Origin of the sequence: Sphingomonas qomolangmaensis (assembly GCF_024496245.1) — a bacterium.
GTDB lineage: Bacteria > Pseudomonadota > Alphaproteobacteria > Sphingomonadales > Sphingomonadaceae > Sphingomonas > Sphingomonas qomolangmaensis.
Genome location: NZ_CP101740.1, coordinates 3,039,840 through 3,065,342, shown reverse-complemented (window position 1 = coordinate 3,065,342; position 25,503 = coordinate 3,039,840). Strand labels below are relative to the sequence as shown.

Here is a 25,503-nt window from a genome sequence, read left to right as displayed (position 1 = left end):
GAAAGACACTTGAAGACTGCCCACGATGACCGCTGGCCGCAGCGTCTGCAAAACGCAGCCGACTTCTGCGCGGTCGACACCACCGCCGCCCACCGAGAGTGTTGATCCGTTCGCCGGCGAACACCATCCGCGCCACGCGCTCGCGGGCTTTACACGCAAACTTGTTCGCCACCTTTGGTCATACAGGCCACCTTCTGAGGATTGTGAGCCTCCGGCAAACCCGGCGCGGCCCGGGCCTCGCCGGCTTCCTTGCTTCTGCCGTTCATTTATCTCTCTGCTGAGCCGGATCAGCGTAAGTTCGAGGTGGTCGAACTGTTCGCTGCACTTTCGTCAACACTTTACCTAGCATCTCAGTCTGGCAAGGTAGCCTGATGACCCTGACGATCCCCACCGCCCCGTTTCTCGACCAGAAACCCGGCACCTCGGGCCTGCGCAAGAAGGTACGGGTGTTCCAACAGCCGCATTATGCGGAGAATTTCGTGCAGTCGGTGTTCGACGTGCTCGATAATTTTGACGGGCAGACCCTGGTGCTGGGTGGAGACGGCCGGTTCCTCAACCGGGAGGTAATCCAGACGGCGATCCGGATGGCGGCCGCGAATGGCTTCGGCCGAGTGCTTGTGGGCCTTGGCGGCATCCTCTCGACGCCCGCGGCAAGCAACGTCATCAGGAAATACGGCGCGTTTGGCGGGCTTATCCTCTCGGCCAGCCACAATCCCGGCGGCCCGGACGAAGACTTCGGCATCAAGTACAATATCGGGAACGGGGGCCCGGCGCCGGAAAAAATCACCGATGCCATCTACGCCCGATCGACGGTGATTGACCGTTACATGACCGTAGACGCGCCCGACATCAATCTCGACCGGCTCGGCGAAACACAGGTATCGGGAATGACCGTCGCGGTGATCGATCCGGTGACCGATTATGCCGAGCTGATGGAACAGCTATTTGATTTCGGCGCGATCCGCGAGCTGATTGCCGGCGGCTTCCGCCTCAGTTTCGATGCGATGCACGCCGTCACCGGCCCCTATGCGCACGAAATCCTGGAACGTCGGCTCGGCGCGCCGGCCGGCACGGTCGTGAACGGCACGCCGCTGCCCGACTTCGGCGGCCATCATCCCGATCCTAACATGGTGCATGCACACGAGCTGTTCGATCAGATGTTCGGCCCCAATGCGCCCGATTTCGGCGCCGCTTCCGATGGAGATGGCGACCGCAATCTAATCCTTGGCCGGAATATCTTTGTGACCCCGTCGGACTCACTGGCGGCACTCGCCGCCAACGCTCATCTCGCCCCAGGCTATGCGAGTGGTATAACGGGCATCGCTCGCTCCATGCCAACCAGCGGCGCCGCCGATCGGGTGGCGCATGCACTCGGCCTGCCGCTGCATGAGACGCCGACCGGCTGGAAGTTCTTCGGCAACCTGCTGGATGCCGGCATGGCGACGATTTGTGGCGAGGAAAGCGCTGGCACCGGATCGGACCATGTCCGCGAGAAGGACGGGCTTTGGGCAGTGCTGCTTTGGCTCAACATTTTAGCGGTGCGACGCGAGAGCGTGGCCGCCATCATGGCTGGTCACTGGAAGCGGTTCGGCCGCAATTATTATGCGCGACATGATTACGAGGGGCTCGAAAGCATCGCCGCAGAGCGACTGATGAACGAGCTGCGTGTTGCCCTACCCGCTCTTCCCGGCCGCACGACCGCCAGCCTCACCGTCGCCCCGGCGGACGAGTTCGAATATCTAGACCCGGTTGACGGCTCGCTGAGCCGCGCCCAGGGGCTCAGACTGCTATTTGAAGGCGGTGCACGGATCGTATTTCGTCTGTCAGGCACCGGCACTAGCGGCGCGACCTTACGGGTCTATCTCGAACGCTATGAGGGTACGGACGGCATTCTGGATGCAGAAACTGCCGCGGCGCTGGCCGACCTCGTTGCCGCTGCAGATGCGCTCGCCGGCATTACCCGCCATACCGGCCGCACTGCCCCTACGGTCATCACCTGAACGGGTTGACGCCCTTCAAGGATCGCTAAGCAAGTCGATGTTTGAAGTTCGACAATATGCTTAGCTCGACCCAATCTGGGCCGTTCCTAATGACCGCAGCGCTTCCCAAGGCCGGACAGTGCGGCATGTTATGGCTGTAGGTAAGAAATGGGCCGGTCGCGGGATGGCAGATTTTGGCAGCCCGTCGGCCAAAAGCCACCGTTTTTTCGGCCAGCTTTCGGCGTAGCAAAGGACCACGTCCGGGCGTGCAGCGAGCCTCTCAGGCGAGATCGGGACAGCGAATTAGGCTGTCGACCGGAATGACCCGGCGGCGCCGTTTTTAAGCCTTTGAGCAGCAGTTTCGATCATCTCTGAAGCACAGGGTGGGATAACCTGAACGACCTGGCGCGGCGTGGGGTGTGCTGGGGTGGAACGAGGGTGCCTATCGGTGTAGACCCGCTCGTGGTGTTTTTTTGATGACAGAGTTTGGAAGTCCCTTCTGGGATCACGCGTTTCTTCGGCCAGCACCGTCGGCGATCCGATTGTCAGTGGACGGCGAAATCCTGCTGTTCGACGAAATGTCGCAGCAGCTTCATGCGCTGAACGAGTCTGCCTCAGCCATCTGGGATTCGATTTCCTGCGAAGGAACGCTCGTCCGTGCAGCCAGCCTGTTGGCCAAGGATCCAGCCGATTACACGACAATCCTGACATATGTGAGGTCAGCGGCGCTCGGATGGCTAAGATGTGGCCTGTTAATGCCTGCCTTAACGCCCATCCAGTTTCCGTGCGATCAGGCGTTTAAGCTCGAATGGGCGGAGTTCAGTGTCGAAGTCCGACTTCTCGGTACTTTGGATTTGCCGATGTTTGCTAGGGTTTTTGAGTCATTTTTTTCTCAAAGTCCCCCCAAGCATTATATTCAAGTTGAAGAGATCAAAGGCTTAGTTTTTGTCTCTGATGATCGGGGGAGGTGTCTCGCGCGCTGGCCCCATGAATGGATTCCCGAGGTAAAGGCTCTGCTTACCGAGAGCATCCTCGCCACCCCAAGGTCGGGCTTTTTGGTTCATGCAGCGCTCCTATCCCGTCAAGGGGAAGGTTTGCTTGTTTGTGGAGAGCCAGGCTCCGGAAAAACGACGCTTAGTGTATCGCTCATGTTAGCTGGTTTCGACTATCACTCGGACGACATCGTTTGGATCGGCGATGCGGGGGAGGTAGCTGGTGCGCCGTTCGCACCAGCATTAAAGGAGGGTTCCTGGGACCTTGCCGAGCAAATGGACCACAAACTGGCAACCTCATCGGCATACCTCAGAAATGACGGTCAGCAGGTTCGCTATGTCCTGGGGCGGCAGACGAAACCCAACTTCAGAAGCCTGGGATCCGTCCTGTTGCTTACGCCGAGCGACGATACGGAGCCGCGGATTGAGGCAGTTGCGCGTGTGGAGGTGCTGACGGCGATTCTCAGTTCTGCATATTCCCCCGCCGGCGCGATCACGGCGCCCACCCTGAAAGCGCTTGTCGGATGTATCGGGTCGGCGCGGGTTGGACGATTGTTCTCCGGCCCTTGGCGCGACAACCGCCGTTTGGTCGAAGAGTTCGTCGCCTGAACCGAGCCGGGGCCTTATCTGCTTTATCCTCTGCACTTCGGGGCACTTTTTTAGGTGACCCCGATTGGCCGCAATTGTTGGAAGCAGCGAACATCGCGCTCGTCACGCCACGTCTGTTAGGGGCGCTGGCAGACACCACGATCACCATACCTGACGACGCCGCCGCGTTCATCGCTTTCATTAATGACCGGAACAACGATCGGAACGAGAATCTTCGTGCCATGGCGCTCGACGCCGTCACCGCGCTGCAGACCGCGGGTATGGAGCCAGTGCTCCTGAAAGGGATGGCAGTATGGGCAACCTGCAATCCAGCGTCAAAAGGCTTCCCTCGAATGATGAGTGACGTCGATCTTATGATCGATCCCTCGGAAGCCGAAGCGGCGCTGGAGGTTCTGCACACGAATGGGTTCCACATCTACCGCAGCCATCCCCCGGGCGCGCCGCACATTGTCGCTGAGCTTTGGCGGGAAGGAGGCGTAGGGCTTCTGGATCTGCATCGCTACCCGCCCGGAGGCTTGGCTACGGCCGGATTGCTAGCAAACTCCGCCAACACGCTGCAGGCTCCTTGGGCGGGCTCGACCCGCGTTCCTACAGCTGCCCTACAGATCTACTTAACATGTTTGCATGACATGGTTCATGATGACGGTTTTTGGTCCGGGGGCTTCGATGTGCGCCACCTATGTGATATAGCTGACTTGACTAGAGCACCGGAGGGTGTCGACTGGGCTGTCGTCGACGGGCTTTTGGATAATCGTTTGCTACGAAATAAGGTGTACAGCCAACTTATCGCTGCAAATAGAATCGCTGGTGCTCATATACCCGACGCGATCTGTCGTAGAGCCTTACCCCGACTGCATTTCTGGCGGCACTATGCGCAATATATTTACCCTCGGTTTTACTTCCCTCTGCTCGTTGTCGGGGTGGCACTTGAAGCGTCGAACATTAATTTGGTAAAAGCAGGACATGCCAGTGTGATGAGAATTAAGCGCCTCTCGAAAATCCGCTCTCACCCTAACAAGATCTGAGCCGCTTTTCGCTTTGCGCTGGCTAAGCGGCGATCGGCGCTCGGTCTCTCCCGTATATGTCGCGGCTTAGCCTAATCCGCCCTTTATCCGGTGTAGCTGTGAGATAGACGAGGTAGACCGGTACCGGGGAAGGAAGGTCTATACGTTGCTCAGGCAAGTCGCGTTGCAGCCCATGTTGCCTGCCGCGGTAAAGCCATTGAGTGAGACGCTGGGCATCCTCAACGCGCACGCAACCAGCACTGAAAAATCGCTCATCGCTATCAAAATACGCTCGCTCAGGTGTGTCGTGCAGATAGATGCCCAACCGATTTGGAAACATGAATTTGACCGCGCCCATCGCATTGTTGCCGCCTGGCCGCTGCCTTAGCCATCCTATCATCTGACCAGCCGCAATCGCCTGCCAATCCATCTCCTGCGGATCTAGCTTGATTGCCCCCGGAGTGAAATCGGACCATGGGTCCATACGCAAGTCGGAGAGGACTGCCGGATTGGCGGCCAAACGGGGCGCGAAGGTGTCGCGTGTAATATCCGGTGGCACGTTCCAGAACGGATTAAATATCGCGTGGCGAATTAAGGCAGCCATCTGAGGTGTTTGTTCGTCAGCCGTCCCCACAACGACCTTCATCGTATCGACGACATTCCGGTCCTCGTAGAGCCAGAGTCTATTGGCAGCGACGTTAACGAGCACAAATCTTTCCCCAAGATTGCTCGGCAGCGCCCTCAATCGATCAAGGTTCTGAAGCAGGACATTCTCTGTAGCTTGATCAGGCGCGATTGCTCGGCGATGCCGCGACAAAGCATCACGCATCTGCAAATAGAAGCCATTCATGCGGCCAGATAGCGCGAGCGCAGCGGTTGGCGAATTGGTCGAAGCAAGATGGGCGAGGATCGCCGTCTGCTCTCGGAAGGGAGGCTGAAATGCAGGGTCGGTGTATAACACGTCAGCGGCCTCGGCAGGCGTGTGGAGATCGCTTATGAAAACGGCGTAAGTCATGGAAAGAAGCAGTTCGGTCTTGATCCGCTCCGCGCGAGACGCCTTGGGTAAATTGGCCACACGATAACGCAAAATCGGAGCAGCATATTTAGCTGGCGATAATCCGTCGGTTCCACTGGCTTCCAAACGGTCGATAAAGTCAATTGCCGTCGGGGCCGCTGCCCCTTTTAGCCAGATCGGTTTAAAATGACGGGACGCGTAAGCGGGCCGCATGTATGAGACGTTTCGATCCGCCAAGGCGGAACGAAGGGCAATCCTGTCGGGCCAAAGCCGACTCTTCGCCATATCCGAGGAAAAAAGTAAGGCGACGCTCAATGCCAGGAGCACACCTGCGGCGCAAAGGGCAGCCAGCATGATACGTGTGGTCTGTCGGCGCGACCGGCGCGAACTAAGCATCAATTTATCCACTCGTTTCCCGGCAACAAGCGGGATCGCTTCAGGCACGTTCAGCCAAACTGAAATAGCGGACCTGGGATAATATGATACCTGTTATCGCCCGACATACGCAGCGGACGAAATTGCCAGACGCCGGGGCTAAGGGTGGGCAACGCTTGCCCCGGCCGTGTCATTGAGGTGGTCCGGACCCTCGGAGTCGAAAGCGAAAGGCTATCGATATACGGCGTAGACGTGGCAATCGCCCCTTCGATATCTGCCATCAGGCGCAATCTGAAAGGAAGCGCCTGGCCTAGGCGCACGGCAACATTGCCGTACACGCCAGCTACATATATTTTCCCCGCTATTCGCACGACCCCAAAGCCGACGCTCCGGAAGCTGGAGTTAAGCAGATTTTCCCGGTGGGCAGGACTTGCTTCCCACATAGCCTGGATTTTGCTCGGCTTTGTAGACTGCGTCTGATGAAACCTCCAAGCAAGGTTCTCGGCTGTTTGTCCGCAAAAGTCTCGAGCCAGCAAGGATACTCGGTCACCATGAGAGAAACCCTCGGGACTTATATGCTGAAAATAACCGCGCGCGCACATGTCGGCAGCATGCGCCTCCGCCGTAACCGCGAGCCCTCCGTCCCACACGAGTATGGGGAGCCCCTGCACACTGCGGAACCGGTTCGCTTCGTCGAGCAACGCCTGAGCGAAGTCACAATCGAAATCGCCTCCACCAGCGTCCGCGAGCCGCGACAAGAGACGGTCTCCATATGCTAGCCAGGGGGGTGTACTGATCGGGACAGCCCCCGCCAGGGGGGCGCTCGCTAATGCTAACGAGCCAGCCAGAAACCCCCGGCGCGATATCTTTTGACAGGAGCTACCGGGGAGCATCCTGACAAGTTACATGGGGCAGGTTGCTCCGCCTTTAAGGCCCATAGTTTCCGAGATCTAAAGCATAAACTGCCGGATCAACCGCGCTCGCCCGCCCTCAAAATCTGATCGCTGAGTTTCCCTGGCAAAGATTGGCCACCAACCGCCGAGCCACCGCCGGCGCTAGGTTGTAAGGTTTCGAAAGGACTAGCAGGCGCTCCTAAAACCCCTTCCGTCCCGGATGTTGGCCCTGCACCGCTGGCCACAACCGGCGTGCCGCCGTTGACCGCCGAACCAGAATTGCCCGGTCCTGTGAACCCGTTACCGCCGCCGCCACCGCCGCCTACGAAGCCTCCGCCACCGCCAGATCCACCGTTACCGCCAGAGCCTCCGCCTCCACCAGGCCCCCCGTTGCCGCCAGGGCCCCCGTTGCCACCAGGGCCCCCGTTGCCAGGTTCTGCAGGCGGGTTATTCGGGTTCACCAAGCCGCCAGACTGCGCCAGCGCGGGCGTGCTCATCGTTGTCGACAATAGCAGCGTCATCGTTGGCGGAACGATGGCAGCAAACTTCCCAGCAGAAACTAGGAACCGCCGCCGGTCCTCCTCAGCCCCTCCATGGGTCGGTTCATTCATGCTCATTGGGTTACGTCCTAGAAAGCAATCTTGGAATCGTGATCGAGTCGTTCGTATGGTCGATCGTGTTACATAGGAGGAAAGCGCTGAGTAGGCCAGAATGTTCCGAATTCAACACGCTTGGACAAAGGCCGCAATTTTCGGCGATATCAGGGTAGGACCTTTTGACCGCTATGCGCCGGACGCGCGATGTGGTCGTATGGATGGGCGGATAGAGGTCGTCGGGCACGGTCGTAACCGCTACGTTGATCCGCGCGCTCCCTAATGCGTCCAGGCATTTTCTGAGCCGCTACATTTTTGTCAAACACGCTTTCCACGAGCTCCACGTCCCTTCGCCGACGTTCCAAGGTCCGATCAGCAGTCGGTAGTGATTGTATCGGTCCCCACTCCAGCGTGGCGCATTTGCCATACCGTATCTGGCGGAACAGCTGTTGCTGATGTTCTCGGTCGGCGGCAGCCTCGCGATGGCGAAGTTGCGCCAGCACAGCCTGATTGCAGCCGCTATTTTCGAGCAATCCACCAGCACTTGGTGCACGTTCTATCTGCCGTAGCGGAAATCGAATTCCGCGACGATAGCATAATCGTACCTGGCATTCTGCTCACGGGCGCCGCCCAGATAAAGCCGGGCGATCGCGGGCAGTCTTACGCGCCGAGATCAAGACGGATGGCGCTCACGCCGGCCGTTACAATGCCAGCCCGGCTAGAGCCTCGGCTGCAGCATGTCGACTAAGATGGCTGTAATGCCTCTCAATCATCTCGGCGCTCGTATCGCTGATCTGGGCCACTGAAAGCAACGGCAGGCCCCCGTTCACGAGGTCAGTGATCGTGCTGTGGCGCAGTGTGTATGCGGTCGTCCCTATCGGCAACTTCGCAATGACGACCGCCTTCGCGAACGGCCTCTTCCATGTCTCCTTATCCCATAGCTTCCCGTTGCCGCGAGCGAGTAAAGGTTTATCGAAAGGCCGCCCGTGCGTTTGCGCAGCAAGAAGTTCCGCGGCAGCTGGGGGGACGAGAATGCGGCGGGGCTTGCCACTCTTGTCCTTGCCGATACTCAATTCCGATGTCCGCTTATCGAAGTCACCGACAGTTAGCGCTGCCACTGCGCCTGGTCGCAAAGGGAGCAGGCAGAGCGTTCGTACGAACGGTTCAATTTCAGCGTCGACGTTCTCCAAAAGCAAGCGCCGCTGATCGCGGTCCAAATAGAGGGTTCGCTGCCGATCCGCATTCCGGATCGACTTCAATGCCTCTTGCCACGCCGCTTCTGTATCGGGGGCGCCCGGTGCAAGCACCGTGTTTAGCGCCGCGCGAAGGATCGCCATGTCGCGATTGATCGACGAAGGCGCTCGATCGCGGGTCACCTGCGGACCTTTCTTGCGCCGTGTGACCAATGCAGGCTTATTCTCCAGACGTCGACGCCATGCCTTTAAATGGTGGCGGCGAAGCTTCGCCAGTTTCACCTTGGCAATCGGATCTGAGTAGATATGGCGCGTGAACCGGCCCTGCGAGTCAGGATGCGACTCTACATATTGCCGGCAGGCTTCCTCAACGGTTTCAATTTTTTCCTCGGCATACCCGCCCGCTTCCACAAGCGCGGCGAAAGCTTCCGCTTCCCTTTTCGCATCGCAAAAGCGATCCCGTCCGGGGAGGGTGCCAAAGTCGCCGATGGCCTTCAAAAGATAACCGCGCTGTTCTTCGTCGTAGGCCCGCGCAATCCACGTCCCAACACCCTCTCGGGCGGATGGTCGATAACCGAGGAAGCAGCCTGGCCGGATCCGCTGCCAATGCGGTTCCCGCTGGCTTGGAAGAGCTTCCCGTACCTTCACTTTACTGAGATCCAAAGCCACTGCCGGTCTCCCACACTCATTCCGTACGGAAAAAGTACGGAAAACATTGGACCGCCCAAGACGAAAAGTCAAGGATTTCCGCCGTTTTCTCAGTTTCGCCGCGCCTCAAAAGTGCCCTTTCCCCTGCCCTCCGAAGGCAGAGGCCACTGGTTCGAATCCAGTCGGGTGCACCACTAACCGAAATCGTCGGACCTGGCTCTGCGACAACCAAGCGTCGGCGGGTCAGGCGACCTTGCGCAGGTGGTAGCCGGCGTCGTCCTGCGCGACATGGCCCAGCCGGACGAGCGCATCGAGCGTCGCGGCGATCCGCTTTTCCACCTTGCGGCCCTGGCTGTAGCGGATCGCGATGTCCTGCGCCGTCAGCAGCGCGCCGCCGCGCAGATCGGCGAGCACCGTCGCGGTCTGGCCGATCGCGTCGCGCGGGAACAGCGGCTTGCGGTCCTTCGCCGCGGGCAGCAACGCTTCGATCTGCTCGGGCGCGCCCTTGCGCGCGGCAAGCTGGGGGATGCCCGCCTTGGCGATCTGATAGTCGGGGCGCAGCCAGCGGACGATGCCCTGTTTCTCCTCGGCATGGCGCAGCGCATTCAGCGCCACCAGCCGCTCGACGATCGCTTCGTCGGAGAGGTCGCCCAATCGCCACTCCTGCCCCCAGCCATAGGCATCGGCCACCGCATCGTCGATCCGGGCATGGAGTTCGTGCAGGATATCCACCCGGCCGCGGCGGCGCTGGTCCTGCTCGGCGCTGTCGAACGCCTCGCCCTTCACCAGCTTTTCGCGCAGATTGTACAGGCCGGTCAGCGTCAGGTCGCCATGCTCGGCGAGCACCTCCTTGCGCATCGCGTCGAGTTCCTCGGCGAGATCGCCGATGATCGTGCGCTGTTCGGGGGTGGCGTCGGGGAATGGGTAGGGATCGAAGACACGGGATTTTGAATAGCGCGAGTCGTTGCCCATCCCGAGCCAGCCGCCCGCCTGGATAGACCAAGCGACACTCAGTTTAGACGCCAGCACACCAAGGTGGAAGGCGCTCTCGCTTGCCAAGCATACGAGCATGTTATCAGGAAGGACTGCCGTATCCAAGAATTGGAAAACGCGGTGCTTTGCAGTTTCCACGGTGGCGATAAAAGAATGCAGCCCATCCAGCGCCGGCCTTAACTCCCGGCGTGGCTCCCCGAAAATCCACCAATTGTCGCGGTAAGCAGCCCTGTTGTTGGCGTCGCGCTCCGGCTTCACCGCGGTCAGCAGATGTTGATACACCTCCGGGAAGCGTGACCTTACCTCCCGTTCTTCAAGCCCGAACAAGTCGATCACCATGACCCCTCGCGAGCGGGCCATTAGATCGCGCCCATTGCGATAGGGGCGTATGTGCCGCTCCAGTCCCTCGCGTATTCCGAGGCCCAACAGTTCAGCCTCTTGCGGCGTGACGATGAAGCCCGCGCCGTGGAGCGACATCCCTCGAGAGCATAGCCACTCATTCGCCAGCAGCGGTCTTGCGGAAGTTAAATTGGCACCGACCGTCAAATCGGCGTGAATTTCTCCGCCGTGCTGTTCAAGCACGATTTCAGGCGCGTCACTATCCAGCCCCCGCTCGGACACAACCTCCAGCAGCACCCCATCATGCGTCCCCGCCTGCGCAACCGTCATCGCTATCCGCACCGCCGCCGCATCCTTCGTCGCCTTGGTCCAAGGATGATCGGGGATCGCCAGCACCAGGCTGACCGGGGGCCGCCCCTCCATCCGCTTGGCGATCACCCGGCGGCTGAACTCCTGGGTGATCGAATTGGTGGTGACGAAGCCGAAGCGCTTGAGCCGCGTGCCCTTGCGCACCAGCATCTCGGCGGCGCGGTCCCACCAATACATCACGAAATCGGCCGATTTGTTGATCTTGGGATTCGCCGCCCACAAGGCGGTGGCATAGGCCTCGCCCAGCCGCGAACGCACATCCTTGCCGCCGATAAACGGCGGATTGCCGACGATATAATCGACCTCGGGCCAGTCGGGTCGGCGCGCATTGGGCAATTCGGTGCCGCTGCCGTCGGCGCGCGGGCGTTCGAGGTCGTGCTTGAGCACCGCGTCGATCGCGCTGATGTTCGACAGCTTTTCGAGCACCGGATCGCTGATCGCCGCCTTGTTGCGCAGCTGCCACTGCAGATAGCCCAGCCACAGCACCAGCTCGGCGATCGCCGCGGCGCGCGGGTTCAGCTCGAGCCCCAGGAAGTTGCGCGGATGCACCGTCTGGGTTTCCATCGCCAGCGCTTCCTGCCCGCCCAGATCGGCCAGCACTTCGAGCACATCGCCTTTGAGCCGCTTCATCAGCTCGAGCGCGACGTAGAGGAAATTGCCGGTGCCGCACGCCGGATCGAGCACGCGGGTATTGGCCAGCTTGACGTGGAAATCATGCACTGCCTGGATCGCCAGCGCCGGATTGGCCTCGCGCTCCAGCTCGACGGCGCCGAGCACCGTGCCTTCCCATTCGGCCTTGAGCGGCTGGATGATCGTCGCCTCGACCAGCCGCTCGACATAGGCGCGCGGGGTGTAGTGCGCGCCCAGCCGCTTGCGCTCGTCCTTGTCGAGCGCCTGTTCGAGCAAGGTGCCGAAGATCGCGGGCTCGACATCGGTCCAGACATGCTTGGCGGCTTCGTACAGCTCGCCGATTTCCTCCTTGCTCAGCGGGATCGCGCTGACATCGGCGAACAGCCCGCCGTTGAACTTGCGCACCGCCTTGCGCAGCGTGGTGGAGAACCCGCCCTTGTCCATCGTGCGCCACAGCTCCTCGAGCATCGGCGCGAAGCTGTCGGGCGCCTGGCGCGCATCGGACAGCACGTCGAGGAAGCTGCCCTCTGCCAGCAGCCCGCTATCCTCGGCGAACATCGTGAACAGCACGCGCATCAGGAAATGCGCGACGGGCTCGGGCTGGTAGCCGCGATCCTCGAGCAGCTTGCTGACGCTGGCGAGCCGCTTGGCGATGTCGCGGGTGACTTCGGCGGCGTGGCGGGCGGGGTCCAGGCTGTGCGGATCGGTCCAGATCTTGCGCAACCGCGCCTGGATCGCGGGGTCGGCCAAGTCGTCGAGATAGATGCGGAAGCCCGCCCGGTCGGGGAACTGGCGGTAATTGCGCCCCTGCCCCGAGAAATCGGCGAACACCTCGATCGCATGGCCGACGTCGCACACCAGGATGAAGGGCGGCCAGACATGGTCGGCGGGCAGCGCGCGGGCATATTGTTCGGCCTGTTCGCGCGCGTTGCGCATCAGCACGTCCCAGCCGCGATGCGCGCTGCGCCGGCCGCGCGCGCCGGTGGCTTCGATGCCGGGCAGCGCCTGCTGGCTGGCGGGCAGCGCCACTTCCTTGTCGCCGCCGCGCTCGCGGCTCTGCTTGGCCTCGAGCACGAAGCAGCCGCGCTTGTACAGGTCGATCCGGCCATGGCCGCGCTTGCCCGCCTCGTCCTTGAAGGTCACCGCGCGCTCGAAGACATAGTCGTTGGCGGCGTGGGTGGCGTTGGCGGGCTGCGGGCGCGGCAGATCGAGCAGGTCGGTGAGTTCGGTCAGGAACAACGGGAAATTGGCGCGCTCGGCGCCGCCCTCATTCTCGCGCCAGCGCGCGATAAACGCTTCGATCTGTTGCCCCATGTCCACCGCGGGACACTAAGCGCATGGCGCGCGCTTGCGCAATGGATCGGGGCGCGTGCCCGCGTACAGTGGCGGCGCGAAACGCTATAGGCCATCGCTCATGTCTGAGTATAAGATGCCATCGAGACGGTCAGAACCCCGCAAGAGGGTGCAAACCGCCCCAAATGCTGGAGCAAAAACGTGGAGAGAGCGATGCAGTCCTGGAATCCGATGCCGGTGCCGGCACGATGATCACCCGGCGTACCCTGCTCGGCTCGGCGAGCGCGCTGGTATTCGTGCGGCCGCTGGCTGCGCTCGGCGCCGATCGCGCCGCCAGCGCGCGGCGGTCGGTACCGCTGTCGGCGGTGCGGCTGCTGCCCTCGGCCTTCGCCACCGCGCAGGAGACCAACCGCAAGACGCTGCTCGCGCTTTCGCCCGAACGGCTGCTGCACAATTTCCACCTGAGCGCGGGCCTGCCGCCACAGGGCGAGCTCTACGGCGGCTGGGAAGCGCGCGGGATCGCGGGACATACGCTCGGCCATTGGCTGAGCGCCGCGAGCCTGATGGTGGCGAGCACCGGCGATGCCGAGCTGCGCCGCCGGCTGGCCAAGACCGTGGGCGAACTCGCGACGATCCAGGCGGCGCATGGCGACGGCTATATCGGCGGCACCACCGTCGAGCGCGACGGCAAGGAGGTCGACGGCAAGATCGTCTTCGAAGAGATCCGCCGCGGCGAGGTGCGCACCAGCGGGTTCGACGTCAATGGCGGCTGGGTGCCGCTCTACACCTGGCACAAGGTGCATGCCGGGCTGATCGATGCCGAGCGCCACGCCGGCATCGCCGCCGCGCGCCCGGTGATGCTGGCAATGGCGGGCTATCTCGCCGACATCCTCGACACGCTCGACGATGCGACGCTGCAGCGGCTGCTCGCCGCCGAATATGGCGGGCTGAACGACAGCTATGCCGAAACCCATGCGCTGACCCGGAACCCGCGCTGGCTGGCGCTGGCGATCCGCATCCGCGATGCCAAGGTGCTCGATCCGCTGGCGGCGGGGCGCAACAACCTGCCTGGGCTGCACGCCAACACCCAGATCCCCAAGGTCATCGGGCTGGCGCGGATCCACGAACTCAACGGCGACCCCAAAGCGGCGGCGACCGCGCGCTTCTTCCATCGGACGGTCACGCGCGATCACAGCTATGTCATCGGCGGCAATTCGGATCGCGAGCATTTCGGGCCGCCGCGCCAGCTTTCGTCGGCGATCACCGAACGCACCTGCGAGGCGTGCAACAGCTACAACATGCTCAAGCTGACGCGGCATCTATATAGCTGGTCGGGCGATCCCGCGCTGTTCGACTATTATGAGCGCACCCACCTCAACCACATCCTGGCGCACCAGCATCCCGATCATGGGCGCTTCGTCTATTTCATGCCACTCAGCAGCGGCGCGCGGCGGACCTATTCGACGCTCGAGGACAGCTTCTGGTGCTGCGTCGGCTCGGGGCTCGAAAGTCATGCCAAGCATGGCGATTCGATCTGGTGGGACGATGGCAAGGCGCTGGTGGCGAACCTGTTCATCCCCAGCAAGGTCGATTGGCGCGGGTGGCGGGTGACGATGGACACCGCCTTCCCCTTTTCGCAGCGCGTGACGTGCACGATCGAAGCCGCGCCGCGCGGGGCCGCGACGCTGGCGCTGCGGCTCCCCGGCTGGTGCGACGCGCCCGCGCTGGCGGTGAACGGCAAGGCCGAGCCCATAAGCGGCGGCGAGGCGCGGATCGCGCGGCGTTGGCGCGCGGGCGACGTGGTGACGCTCGACCTGCCGATGCGGCTCGCCGCCGAACCGATGCCCGACGATGCCGACATGGTCGCCTTCACCCATGGCCCGCTGGTGCTCGCCGCCGATCTGGGCCCCGCCGACGCGCCGTTCGACGGCCTGCCCCCCGCGATCGTCGGTGCCGGCGCGATCGAGGGTGTCGTGCCCGCCGATCCTGCGCAGCACCGCTTCACGCTGGCGAGCGCGCAGCCGTCCAAGCTCGCGCTCGTCCCCTTCTTCGCGCAATATGACCGGCGCACCGCGGTGTATTTCCCGCGCTTCACGCCTGAGCGCTGGGCGACCGAGGAAGCCGCGTGGCGCAAGGCACGCGCGGCCGAAGCGGCGCTCGCCGCGCGCACGATCGACCATATGTTCTTCGGCGAAATGCAGCCCGAGCGCGACCACGCCTTCACCGCCAACCATTCCGACCTGTTCTCGTTCGCGGGCAAGAGCGCGCGACAGCTTCCCTGGGGCGCGGGCAATTGGATGGAATTCACGATGGCGGTGCGGCCGGGGCCGGTGACGCTGCAGCTGCTCTATTGGGGCGAAGAGGTCGACAAGCATTTCGCGGTGTCGGTGAACGGCCGGCAAATCGCGGTCGAGCGCCGTCCCGGGCCGGCGCAGAAGCGCTTCGTCACCGCCGATTACGCGCTGCCCGCCGAGCTGGTCGGCGACGCCGGACAGATCCGCGTGCGCGTCGAAACCATCGGCACCGACGCGATGGTCTATGAAGCGCGCACGCTCGGCTCGGGCGGCGCTGCGGCCACTATCTGAAGCTCAGCGGGGCGCCTGCTTCAGCGCATCAACCCCGCCGAGCGCAGCGCCTTTTCAATGACGTCGTTGACCGAATTGGCGACCGAAGCCGCGGCAGGCTGTGCGGCTGCGTGGACGTGGGCGGTGGCGCGCGGGGTCGCCGCAGCGCGCGGGGCGGTGCTGTCGATCCCCGCGCGGAGCAATCCCCAATGCCGCGCGATATGCACGCTCGACGAAATACCCGCTTCGAGCATGTGCGGCCCCACCGCGCCGCAGGCGTCGGCGCCCGTCGTCGCCAGCGGGGTACCGTGGCCGAAGCCCTTGATGTGATATTCCTCGATCACCGCGCGCCCGCTCCGGTCGGTCCACACGCGATGGCGGTGGCCGTCGACCACGCCGCTGCGCGCGGGCGCTGCGCCCAGTTGGTGGACGTCGCGCCATTGGTCGAGAATCGCGGCGGCATTGGCGGGGACCACGGTGTGGTCGCTCGCGCCATGCCACACCGATATCGTCGGCCAGGGTCCGCGATGCGGCGATGCCGCGCGCACCAGCGCACCCAGCTCGGCGCCGCTTGCGCCACCCTGCCCGCGCATCCGCTCGAGCGCTTGCGGCACCCCGGTCGCGGTGCCGAACGGCAGCCCAGCGACGATAGCGCCGCCGGCGAAGACGTCGGGATAGGTAGCGAGCATCACATTGGCCATCGCGCCGCCCGCCGACAGCCCGGTCACATAAACGCGGCGCGGATCGATCGCGTGGGCGTCGCACATCGCCGACACCATCTGGCGGATCGACAGCGCTTCGCCCGCGTCGCGGCGGATGTCCTGCGGTTCGAACCAGTTGAAGCAGGTGTTGGCGTTGTTCGAACGCTGCTGTTCGGGGAACAGCAGCGCAAAGCCGTGGCGATCGGCGAGATCGGACCAGCCCGATCCATGGTCATAGGCCGCGGCATTCTGCGTGCAGCCATGCAGCACCACCACCAAAGGCGCCGAGGGCGCGAGCTGTTGTGGCACATGACAATAGCCGAGCAACGCGCCGGGGTTCGATCCGAAGCCGGTGAGCGGGGTCAAGCGGCTCGGCGCGGCGTTGCTCGCAGGCAAACCGCTGCGCAACCGTTCAATCGTTTCCGCCATACTCGGCATGTATTGCTCCCGCATTCCCGGCCGACGGCGGCACGCCGACGCACCATGGTGCAGTGCAACATATAGGGGTTCGAAACGCCAAATGAAGGTCGCAAAGCGCGAACGCGGTCAATCGAGCCGGTCGATCCTCGAGCGGATTTCGCTCAAGCAATGGCGATGCATGGCAATTTCGGGCGCTTCGAGCGTGGCGATATCGTTGCGATAGCCCAACCGCCGCGCGACATCGGGCACCGCGATGCGATCGCCCCCAGCATAGCCCGAATTGCGATCCTCGATCCCGCTCGCGTCGCCGATCGGACGGTCGATGAAGCCGCCGATCCGCGCCAGCGCGCGCGCCGGATCGGCCACCAGATCCTCGTAGCGGACGATCAGGTAATTATGGAGATAGGGCAGGTCATCGAGCAGCAATCGGTGCGCCGCATCCCAATGCTCGACCAACCGCGCCACCGGCGCCTCGCTCCATTTGCTCGTCGCGCGCGCCACCACCACCGGGTGGCGCACGACGAAGACGAACGACGCGGTCGGGAACAATTGCTGGTACAGCCGCGAGCGCAGCAGGTTCACCGGCGATTTTTCGACCCGAAGCGTCGCCTCGGCGGGATACCATCGATCCCAGCTCGCGCTCAGCCGCCCTTCGACCTCTGCGCTGTTATACGCGCTCGCCTCGGTCAGATGCTGGTCGGGATCGAAGGCGAATGCACCGGGGATGCCGTGGCGCGCAGTGTGCGGGATCCCGCCCTGTAGATACACGCCCTCCTGCTCGGGCACCGGGGCGCCGCCGATCGCGCCGACCCCCGGCGCCTTGGCGACCAGCGCGGCCACCATGCTGGTCCCGCTGCGGTGCAGACCGCCGACGAAAACATAGCGCGGCGACTGGAAAACCGTCGGCATCAGCGCGCACAACCGCAAAAAAACACGCGAAAAACCTTCTGGCTGATGTCGATCAAGCAACCGGAAGCAGAGCAATGTGTTTGCTATTTGCCACCGACGCGCCGTGGCAGTCTCTATGCCAAAGGAAACCGAAAGTGCGAATAGTTTCGCTGGCGCTGGGCGGGTGCCTGAAAGCGCTGCCGGTCGAATTCGGCATCACCGAAGATACCGGCGGCCATATCACCTATGCGCTCGGCGCGGCGATGGCGCTGGCGGCGCGCGCCGACGTGACCCGCGTCGAGCTGGTGACGCGGATGATCGACGATACGGTGCTCGGTGCCGCCTATGCACGCCAGATCGAGCCGGTCGGCGACAAGCTGTCGATCCGCCGGATCGACAGCGGCAACCGCGCCTATCTGAGCAAGGAGGCGAGCACCGCCGACCGCCCCGCCTTCACCCGCGCGCTGCTCGCCTGGCTCGAAACGCTCGATCACCGCCCCGACCTGCTCCACGCGCATTTCGCCGACGCCGCCGAGGTCGCGATGGCGGTGCGCGAACGCTTCGGCATCCCCTTCATTTATACCGCGCATTCGCTCGGCATCGACAAGGCGCGCTGCGCCGCGCTGCCCTGCGGCGACATGGACCGGCGGATCGCGATGGAAACCCGCGCGGTCACCGGCGCCGACGCGATCATCGCTTCCTCGCGCGACGAGGCCGAGCGGCAATTGATGCTGTATGACGGCGCCGATGCCGCGCGTATTCACTGCGTACCGCCCGGCGCCAGCATCGACGGCGGCACCGTCGCCGATCCCGATCGCGCGCGCGCGCTGCTGGCGCCGTTCCTGCGCGATCCGTCGCTGCCGATGCTGCTCGCGATCGCGCGCCCGGTAGCCAAGAAGAATCTCGAAGGGCTGGTCGACCTCTACGCCGCCGACCCCGGTCTTCGCGCGCGCGCCAACCTCGTGATCGTCGCCGGCTTGCGCGACGCCCCCGACAGCGGCGAGGCCGAACAGCGCGAGGTGATCGCCGGGCTGCTCGACCGGATGGACCGCCACGACCTGTACGGGCGGCTGGCGCTGCCCAAGCGCCACGATCGCGCCGACGTCGCCGCGCTCTATGCGCGGGCGCGCGACACCGGCGGGGTGTTCGTCAACCCGGCCTGGACCGAACCCTATGGCCTGACGCTCACCGAAGCCGCGAGCCACGGTCTGCCCGTAGTCGCGACCTCGCATGGTGGTCCGTCGGACATCATCGCCACGCTGGGGCACGGCATCGTCGCCGATCCGCACGATCCGCCGGCCTTTGCTGACGCGATCGCGTCGCTGCTGGGTGACCGCGCGCGCTGGCAGGCGGCCTCGGCGGCGGGGCGGCGCAATGCGCAGGCGCTGAACTGGGACGCCTATGCCGCGCGCTTCGTCGATATCGCGCGGACGCTCCATGCGCCCGCGATCATCTCGGCGAGCCCCGAGCATCTGCTGCTGTCGGACATCGACAACACGCTGACGGGTTGCCGCGCCGGCGCCGCCGAATTGTGCGCGGTGCTCGCCGATCGCGGCGATATCGGCTTCGGCGTCGCCACCGGGCGCTCGCTGCAGGAGGCGCGGCGGCTGTTGCACGACTGGGGCTATCCCGATCCGATGCTGCTGATCACCTCGGTGGGCTGCGAAATCTACTGGCGCCGGGGGCCACGCTTGTTCGCCGATGCCGATTTCGCGCGCTGGATCGATCATGGCTGGGACCGCGACGCGATCGCCGCGCTGGCGGCGACGCTACCCGGGATGCGCCCGCAACCCGCCGTCGAACAACGGCGGCACAAATTGAGCTGGTTCGCCGAGGATCCCGCGACCCCGGTGCTGCTGGCTGATCGGCTGGCGGCGGCGGGAATCGCCGCGCGCGTCGTCTGGAGCCATGGCGACCTGCTCGACGTGCTGCCGGTGCGCGCGGGCAAGGGTGCGGCGATGCTGTGGGCCGCCAAGCGCATGGGGCTGCCAATCGACTGCGTCCATGCCGCGGGCGATAGCGGCAACGACATCGACATGCTCGAACGCTGCCCCAATGCGATCATCGTGGCGAACCATGACGACCAGCTTGCGGTGCTGGCCGCCCGGCCCGGCATGTTCGTATCGCAGCGTTCGAATGCCGGCGGCATCGTCGAGGCGCTCGAGCAACGCGGCCTGACCGGCCAGCGCGGGCGCGAGGCGGCATGAGCGGCGCGATCGGCTATTTCGTCCATCACCAGGGGCGCGGCCATGCCGAACGCGCCGCGGCGATCGTCAACGCGCTGCCCGCCGACCGCCCGGTGATGCTGTTTTCGGCCCGCGACGACATCTTTCCGTCGCTGGCATCGCAGATTTCGGTGACCAAGATCCCATCGCTGTTCGAGGCTCCCGACGATGCACCCGCCGCCTTGGCCAAAGCTACCACGCCTTCGACGCTGCACTGCGCGCCGCTCGGCTGGGCCAGCATCACCCGGGCGGTGGCGACGATCGCCACCTGGTTCGCCGACGCGCGACCCGCCTTGTTCGTCACCGACGTGTCGGCCGAACTCGCGCAGCTCGCGCGGATCGCGTCGGTGCCGTGCGTCACCGTCCTCCAGCATGGCGACCGCAGCGATCCCGGCCACATGGCGGCATATGAGGGTGCGCTCGGCATCCTTGCGCCCTATCACCCGCTGCTCGAACAGCCCGGCCGCCCCGACTGGATGCGCGCCAAGATGCACCACGCCCCCGGCGTCGGCGTCCACCCCGCCGCGACCGACCGCGACGCCGCGCGCGCCGCGCTGAACCTGCCGCTCGATCGCGAGATCGTGCTCGTGGTCGCGGGCGGCGGCGGCGACGGCACCCCCACCACCCCGCTGACGCTGGGCGCGCGCGCGCAGCCCGACACGCTCTGGCTGACGATCGGCGCGGTCGCGCACGAATGGCACGCAACGGTGCCGGGCAACCTTCGCCATCTCGGCTGGGTCGACGATCCGGCAAGCTATATCGCCGCCGCCGACCGGGTGGTCTCGTCGGCGGGCAACACGACGGTCCACATGATCGCCGCAGCGGGCCGACCGTGGATCGTCGTTCCCGAATGGCGCTATTTCGACGAGCAGCGCTGGAAGGCGCGGATGCTGGCGCAGGCGGGGGCGGCGGTGACGCTCGACCATTGGCCCTCGCACGTCGATGCCTGGCGCGATGCCTGGACGCGCGCCGCCGCGATCGACACCGCCAAGCAGCGCCTGCTCGTCGATCCCCACGCCGCGCAGGGGGTCGCCGACTGGTTCGAGCGCCTCGCTGCGTGGCAGCACCCCGCCCCCCGAGCGACCCCTAATCTTCTAGCGGAGACCATCGGTTGATGTTGTCGGTATGCACGCTGGGTCGGGGACGCGCCGACCATCTCGTCAATCTGGTCCACGGCCTGAACTGCCAGGCGACGCCCCCCGCCGAACTGGTGATCGGGGTGATGCAGGACACGCCCTATACGCTTCCCGCCACCGCCTTCCCGGTGCGGCAGATCGTGATGGCGAGCGAGTCGCTCCCCCTTGCCGCCGCGCGCAACGCCGCCGCGCGCGCCGCGACCAGCGACCGGATCGCCTTCCTTGATATTGATTGCATCCCCGACCCCGATTTCGTCGGCGACCATGCCGCGCGGCTCGGCGACCAGGACGCGCTGGTGATGGGCGAGATGCTCTACCTCCCCGCCGGCGCGACCCAAGACGGCATCGACTATGCCCGCTTCGACCGGATCGCCGAATTGCACAGCGAACGCGCCGGCCCGCCCGAGGGATTGCTGGGGCCGTGCGGCGACTATCGCTGCTTCTGGTCGCTCAACTTCTCGATGCGGCGCGACCGGTTTCTGGCGCTCGGCGGGTTCGACGAGAGCTTCGTCGGCTATGGCGGCGAGGATACCGATTTCGGGCGATCGGTCGCCACCGCGGGAGTGCCGATCTTCTGGGCGCGCGGCGCGCGCGCCTATCACCAATATCACCCGCACCACATGCCGCCGGTGCATCATGTCGAAAGCGTCGTCGCCAATGCGCGGCGCTTCCGCGACAAATGGGGCGAATGGACGATGCAGCATTGGCTGCGCGCCTTCGTCCTGATGGGACTGATCGCGCGCCGCGGCGACGACTATGTCATGCTACGCGAACCCGACGAACGCGATTTCGCGCTCACCCGCCAGCAGGCCGACCGGCCCTATGCCAGCAGCGCGCGCGTCCTCTCGATGCTCGAAGCCGGCACCCCCGCCACTGCATCGGCATAGGCCGCGACATAGCGCCTCGCCATCGCATCGGCGGCAAACCGCGCCTCGATGCGCGCGCGGCAGGCTTCGCGCGAGATAGCTAGCGCCCTGGCGATCGCGGCCGGCAGCCCCGCTTCATCGGCGGCGAGCACCCCGCAATCGCCGATCACCTCGCCCAGCGCCCCGCGATCGAGCGCCGCGACCGGCACCCCGCATGCCATCGCCTCCGCCGCGACCAGCCCGAAGGGCTCGTCCCACATCGGCGTGCACAGCATCACCGACGCCGCGCGCACCCGCTCGACCAGGTCGCCGCCCGACAGATGCCCCAGATAGCGGTGCGTCTCGCCTAACAACGGCGACACCTCGGCGAAATAATCGCTGCATTCGATCGGCCCCACCAGGTCGAGCGCGATCCCTGCGGCACTCGCGGCGCGCAACGCCACGACCGTCCCCTTGTTCGGCGTGATCCGCCCGAACCAGATCGCCCGGCCGTTGCCCGCTGCGCCGAACCGCCATTTGCCAAGGTCGACGCCGTTATGCGCAACGCGGATGCCCTCGTCATGCACTCCGGCCCATGCCGGCAGCTGCCCCGCCGACGGCACCGTCAGCTGCAACCACGGCACCCGATTGCGCGCGATCGCCTGGCGCAGCATCGCGAACGGCGGCACATGCAGCGAGGTCAGCATCGCCACCCCGTCGCGCCGCGCCCAATCGTGCAGCGGCGCGAACAGGCTGTTGTTGTGGACGATGTCGAACCCGCCACCGCGCACCGCCGCCCAGGCACGCGCATAGGCCTCGCTCAGCCAGCGATCGAGCCGATCGGTGCCGCGCCAATGCGCCCAGGGAAGCTCGGCCTCATAGGCGGTAGGCGAGATGGCGTGGACCGGCAGGTCGCCGGCGCTGTCGCCGCTCGCGAACAAGGTAACGGCATGCCCCTGCGCCACGAGTGTCCGCACCAGCAGGTCGCAATGCGCCTCCATCCCGCCCATGAACGGTTCGGCGACGGCATGGCGCAGATGCGCGATCACCGCGATCTTGCGCGGACGATCGGTCGATAATGGCTGCAGGACGGACAAATCGGCTATTTCCTCAAAAACCTGCAACGTCGTTACGCTTGCGGCGTTCCACCCTTCACGAAAGATCGCGCGCGACAAAGGCAGCCGAACGCGGCCATGCTATGGCAAGGTTTGGCAGGGTAAGCCTTGGGTTTGATTGTAGGGCTGGTGACATGGTGCAGGGCGTAAGCAGTGAAGACACGCAGGCCCCGGTCCTGCTCGATCCCGTTACGGACACTGCCGAACCGGTCGAAGCCCGCGCCAAGCGCCGCCGCCTGCTCCGCATCCTGCGCAACGTCGTCATCGGCATCCTCGTCACGATCGCTGCGATCTGGCTGGTGCTGTTCATCACCAAGGGCCGCTTCCTCAAAGGGCCGTTCGAGCGCACCGTCGGCGGCATGATCGAACGCCAGGTCAAGGTGGGCGGCGACTTCCAGCTCTATTTCGCCCCCTTCGACATCAAGTTCCTCGCCGAAGGGCTGACGGTGTCGAACCCCGAATGGACGACGCAGCGCCATTTGTTCGCCGCCAAGCGGATCGACACGCGGATCGCGCCGCTGTCGCTGTTGTTCGGCAAGCGGCGGATGCGCTGGCTCGACCTGACCGACGCCTCGCTCGATCTCGAATGGAACGCCGCGCGTACCGCCAACAGCTGGACCTTCGACAGCGACGGCGGCGGCGAGCCCTTCGAGATGCCGGTGATCGACCGCGCCAAGCTGGTATCGACCGCGCTGCGCTATCGCGACCCGCAGCTCGACCTCCTCGCCGATCTCGATTTCTCGTCGATCGTCTCGCAGGACGCCCGGATCGGTGACGCGGTGCGCTTCACCGGCGACGGCCGTATCCGCAAGACCCCCTTCACGCTCATCGGCGCGCTGCTCACCCCCAACGCCACCGTCGCGCGCGGCCGCAACAAGCTGGTGATGCGCGCGCGCGCCGCGAACAACCGGATCGACATCGGCGGCACGCTGCCCAGCCTCGCCGATATCGAAGGCGTGCCGCTGGCGGTCGCCGCGCGCGGGCGCAACGCCGCCGAACTGCTCGGCATCCTCGGGATCATCGTCCCGCAAAGCCGCGCCTACCAGATGAAGGCGCAGCTGGTGAAGCGCGACAACCGCTATCGCTTCGACAAGATGACCGGGCGCTTCGGCGACAGCGACATCGCCGGCGCCTTCACCGTCCGCAACGGCGGCCCGCGCGTGCATATCGATGCCGATCTGTCGACGCGCACGCTCGACATCATCGATGTCGCGCCCTTCATAGGTTACAATCCCGATCTGGTCGCCAAGAGCGGCTACGAAACCGCCGCGCGCGCCTCGGGTGCTGCGCCTGCGCGCCTGCTCCCCGACGCGACGCTGCGTGCCGAGGGGCTGCGCGCGTTCGATGCCGATGTCCGCTACAAGGTCGCGCGGCTGCGGTCGGACAGCGTTCCCGTCAGCGACGTCGCGGTCACCGTGGCGCTCGACGACGGACTGCTGTCGCTTTCGCCCTTCAACTTCACGATGGCGCGCGGCTCGGTCAATTCGGACGTACGGATCGATTGGCGCCGCCGCCCCGCGCGCACGACCTACGACTTCCGCCTCGGCGCGACGCCGATGGCGCAGTTGCTAGGCGGCTTTGGTGTCGGCGAGGCGGGCACCAACGGCACCGTGAAGGGCCGGCTCGAATTGGTCGGCGACGGCGATACGCTCCACGATTCGCTCGCGACCTCGCGCGGGCGGATCGCCTTCATCATTCCGCAGGGGACCTTCTCGACGCGCAACGTCCAGCTCGCCGAGCTCGATTTCGGGGTGTTCGTCCAGAAGATGTTCGAGGATCGGCTGAAGGAGCCGGTGCAGATCAATTGCGGGCTGGTTGCCTTCACCGTGCGCCGCGGCGTTGCCGCCGCCGATCCGATCCTCATCGACACGCGCAAGAACGTGATCGTCGGCCGCGGCGGCTTCAGCTTCGCGACCGAACAGATGGACCTCGCCTTCCGCGCCGACGGCAAGAAGTTCAGCCTGTTTTCGGCGCAATCGCCCGTCGGCATCGGCGGCTATTTCTCCGAACCCTCGCTCGATGTGGTCAGCCTCGAACTGCTCAGCCGCGCAGGGATCGGGCTCGGCCTTGCGGTACTGGCGGCGCCCCCCGCCGCGCTGCTCGCGTTCGTCGATGTCGGTGATGCGAGCTCGGCGGCGTGCGGCCCGGTCCTGTCAGGCGCCACCGCGACGAAGCAGCGCACCCGCGACGGCAAGCCGCGCGACGATGTCGGGAAAGGCACCTCGGGCAAGGCGAAGGAAGAGGGCCGCAAGAAGTTCCTGGGGATCTTCTAGCGTTCAAGGACTGTCGCTTGATCGGACGCCGGCCCCCGGCAAACGTATCTCAGCCTTCGGATACCGCTTCGGCATCGAACTCGGCAAAGGCGGCGCGCACGATGTCGGCCTTGTCGCTGTCCTCGATATCGACCGAAACCTGGATGCGGCCATGCAACGCCGCATCGTCGCGGTGTTCGGGGGTCGGATCGGCAGCCTCGGTGTCCGATCCCGCGGCCTCCTCGCCCGCGCTGTTTTCATCGCCCTCGGCGGCGACGAAGATATCGGTGCGATCGAGCCCGTGTTCCTGCACGAGGCGCTCGATCGTCATTTCGGCTTCGCGGCGGGTGTCGAAGCTTGCGGTCAGGGTGATGGCCATAGCGGTTCCTTGGGTCATGCGATTGCAGAGGGACGTATCTGCAGAGAGGAACG

The 25,503-nt window shown here is 64.6% G+C and carries 16 protein-coding genes; 8 read left to right on the top strand and 8 right to left on the bottom strand.

Features of this window, described 5'->3' with window-relative positions; genetic code table 11:
* Positions 1-371: 371 nt before the first annotated feature.
* The 3 genes from NMP03_RS14505 (at position 372) to NMP03_RS14495 (ending at position 4,605) form a co-directional block, all read left to right on the top strand.
* On the top strand, positions 372-2,000 hold the full coding sequence (locus NMP03_RS14505) for an alpha-D-glucose phosphate-specific phosphoglucomutase (protein WP_256506187.1): 1,629 nt from the start codon (positions 372-374) through the stop codon (positions 1,998-2,000).
* 527 nt (positions 2,001-2,527) lie between these two features.
* Complete coding sequence (locus NMP03_RS14500; protein ID WP_256506185.1) at positions 2,528-3,580, top strand: hypothetical protein; 1,053 nt, start codon at positions 2,528-2,530, stop codon at positions 3,578-3,580.
* A gap of 77 nt (positions 3,581-3,657) precedes the next feature.
* Complete coding sequence (locus NMP03_RS14495; RefSeq protein WP_256506184.1) at positions 3,658-4,605, top strand: nucleotidyltransferase family protein; 948 nt, start codon at positions 3,658-3,660, stop codon at positions 4,603-4,605.
* Positions 4,606-4,627: 22 nt separating this feature from the next.
* Here the strand turns inward: NMP03_RS14495 and NMP03_RS14490 are convergent, their stop codons facing one another.
* The 4 genes from NMP03_RS14490 to NMP03_RS14480 form a co-directional block, all read right to left on the bottom strand.
* Positions 4,628-6,043: a L,D-transpeptidase family protein gene (locus tag NMP03_RS14490; RefSeq protein WP_256506183.1), complete on the bottom strand. Its 1,416-nt coding sequence runs from the start codon at positions 6,041-6,043 to the stop codon at positions 4,628-4,630.
* 2 nt (positions 6,044-6,045) lie between these two features.
* Positions 6,046-6,867: a CAP domain-containing protein gene (locus NMP03_RS16225; protein WP_406697864.1), complete on the bottom strand. Its 822-nt coding sequence runs from the start codon at positions 6,865-6,867 to the stop codon at positions 6,046-6,048.
* Positions 6,868-8,161: 1,294 nt separating this feature from the next.
* Positions 8,162-9,322: a tyrosine-type recombinase/integrase gene (locus tag NMP03_RS14485; RefSeq protein ID WP_256506182.1), complete on the bottom strand. Its 1,161-nt coding sequence runs from the start codon at positions 9,320-9,322 to the stop codon at positions 8,162-8,164.
* 222 nt (positions 9,323-9,544) lie between these two features.
* The gene (locus tag NMP03_RS14480; protein ID WP_256506181.1) at positions 9,545-12,946 is read right to left on the bottom strand and encodes a class I SAM-dependent DNA methyltransferase; all 3,402 of its coding nucleotides are present in this window, start codon (positions 12,944-12,946) and stop codon (positions 9,545-9,547) included.
* A gap of 164 nt (positions 12,947-13,110) precedes the next feature.
* Between NMP03_RS14480 and NMP03_RS14475 the strand changes: the two genes are divergently transcribed.
* A complete protein-coding gene (locus NMP03_RS14475) occupies positions 13,111-15,510 on the top strand; it encodes a glycoside hydrolase family 127 protein (protein WP_256506180.1) in 2,400 nt (799 codons plus the stop codon).
* Between the two features lie 20 nt (positions 15,511-15,530).
* Here NMP03_RS14475 and NMP03_RS14470 read toward each other — a convergent pair whose 3' ends face one another.
* Entirely contained in the window at positions 15,531-16,628 is a 1,098-nt protein-coding gene (locus NMP03_RS14470) for an extracellular catalytic domain type 1 short-chain-length polyhydroxyalkanoate depolymerase (RefSeq protein WP_256506179.1), read from the bottom strand.
* A 108-nt stretch (positions 16,629-16,736) separates the two neighbouring features.
* Positions 16,737-17,519, bottom strand: coding sequence for a sulfotransferase (locus tag NMP03_RS14465; protein WP_256506178.1), 783 nt, complete (start codon positions 17,517-17,519; stop codon positions 16,737-16,739).
* Positions 17,520-17,653: 134 nt separating this feature from the next.
* On the opposite strand from NMP03_RS14465, the gene NMP03_RS14460 reads away from it, so the two are divergent.
* The 3 genes from NMP03_RS14460 to NMP03_RS14450 are packed head-to-tail and all read left to right on the top strand — an operon-like array spanning position 17,654 to position 21,746.
* Entirely contained in the window at positions 17,654-19,705 is a 2,052-nt protein-coding gene (locus tag NMP03_RS14460) for an HAD-IIB family hydrolase (RefSeq protein WP_256506177.1), read from the top strand.
* Entirely contained in the window at positions 19,702-20,838 is a 1,137-nt protein-coding gene (locus tag NMP03_RS14455) for a glycosyltransferase (protein ID WP_256506174.1), read from the top strand. Before NMP03_RS14460 ends, NMP03_RS14455 begins: the two co-directional genes overlap by 4 nt.
* Entirely contained in the window at positions 20,838-21,746 is a 909-nt protein-coding gene (locus NMP03_RS14450) for a galactosyltransferase-related protein (protein WP_256506173.1), read from the top strand. The genes NMP03_RS14455 and NMP03_RS14450 overlap by 1 nt, the downstream gene beginning before the upstream one ends.
* Here NMP03_RS14450 and NMP03_RS14445 read toward each other — a convergent pair.
* Positions 21,680-22,801, bottom strand: coding sequence for a glycosyltransferase (locus NMP03_RS14445; RefSeq protein WP_256506172.1), 1,122 nt, complete (start codon positions 22,799-22,801; stop codon positions 21,680-21,682). The genes NMP03_RS14450 and NMP03_RS14445 overlap by 67 nt on opposite strands.
* 152 nt (positions 22,802-22,953) lie before the next feature.
* Between NMP03_RS14445 and NMP03_RS14440 the strand changes: the two genes are divergently transcribed.
* Positions 22,954-25,092, top strand: a complete 2,139-nt coding sequence (locus tag NMP03_RS14440; protein WP_256506171.1) for an AsmA family protein — start codon at positions 22,954-22,956, stop codon at positions 25,090-25,092.
* A 49-nt stretch (positions 25,093-25,141) separates the two neighbouring features.
* On the opposite strand, the gene NMP03_RS14435 is transcribed toward NMP03_RS14440, so the two are convergent.
* On the bottom strand, positions 25,142-25,450 hold the full coding sequence (locus tag NMP03_RS14435) for a hypothetical protein (RefSeq protein ID WP_256506170.1): 309 nt from the start codon (positions 25,448-25,450) through the stop codon (positions 25,142-25,144).
* Positions 25,451-25,503: the final 53 nt, after the last annotated feature.

Coding starts and splice junctions, on each gene's coding strand:
- NMP03_RS14455 (WP_256506174.1), top strand. CDS start 19,702: ATGAGCGGCGCGATCGGCTATTTCGTCCATCACCAGGGGCGCGGCCAT.
- NMP03_RS14470 (WP_256506179.1), bottom strand. CDS start 16,628: ATGCCGAGTATGGCGGAAACGATTGAACGGTTGCGCAGCGGTTTGCCT.
- NMP03_RS16225 (WP_406697864.1), bottom strand. CDS start 6,867: ATGCTCCCCGGTAGCTCCTGTCAAAAGATATCGCGCCGGGGGTTTCTG.
- NMP03_RS14480 (WP_256506181.1), bottom strand. CDS start 12,946: ATGGGGCAACAGATCGAAGCGTTTATCGCGCGCTGGCGCGAGAATGAG.
- NMP03_RS14450 (WP_256506173.1), top strand. CDS start 20,838: ATGTTGTCGGTATGCACGCTGGGTCGGGGACGCGCCGACCATCTCGTC.
- NMP03_RS14475 (WP_256506180.1), top strand. CDS start 13,111: ATGCTGGAGCAAAAACGTGGAGAGAGCGATGCAGTCCTGGAATCCGAT.
- NMP03_RS14440 (WP_256506171.1), top strand. CDS start 22,954: ATGGTGCAGGGCGTAAGCAGTGAAGACACGCAGGCCCCGGTCCTGCTC.
- NMP03_RS14465 (WP_256506178.1), bottom strand. CDS start 17,519: ATGCCGACGGTTTTCCAGTCGCCGCGCTATGTTTTCGTCGGCGGTCTG.
- NMP03_RS14435 (WP_256506170.1), bottom strand. CDS start 25,450: ATGGCCATCACCCTGACCGCAAGCTTCGACACCCGCCGCGAAGCCGAA.
- NMP03_RS14505 (WP_256506187.1), top strand. CDS start 372: ATGACCCTGACGATCCCCACCGCCCCGTTTCTCGACCAGAAACCCGGC.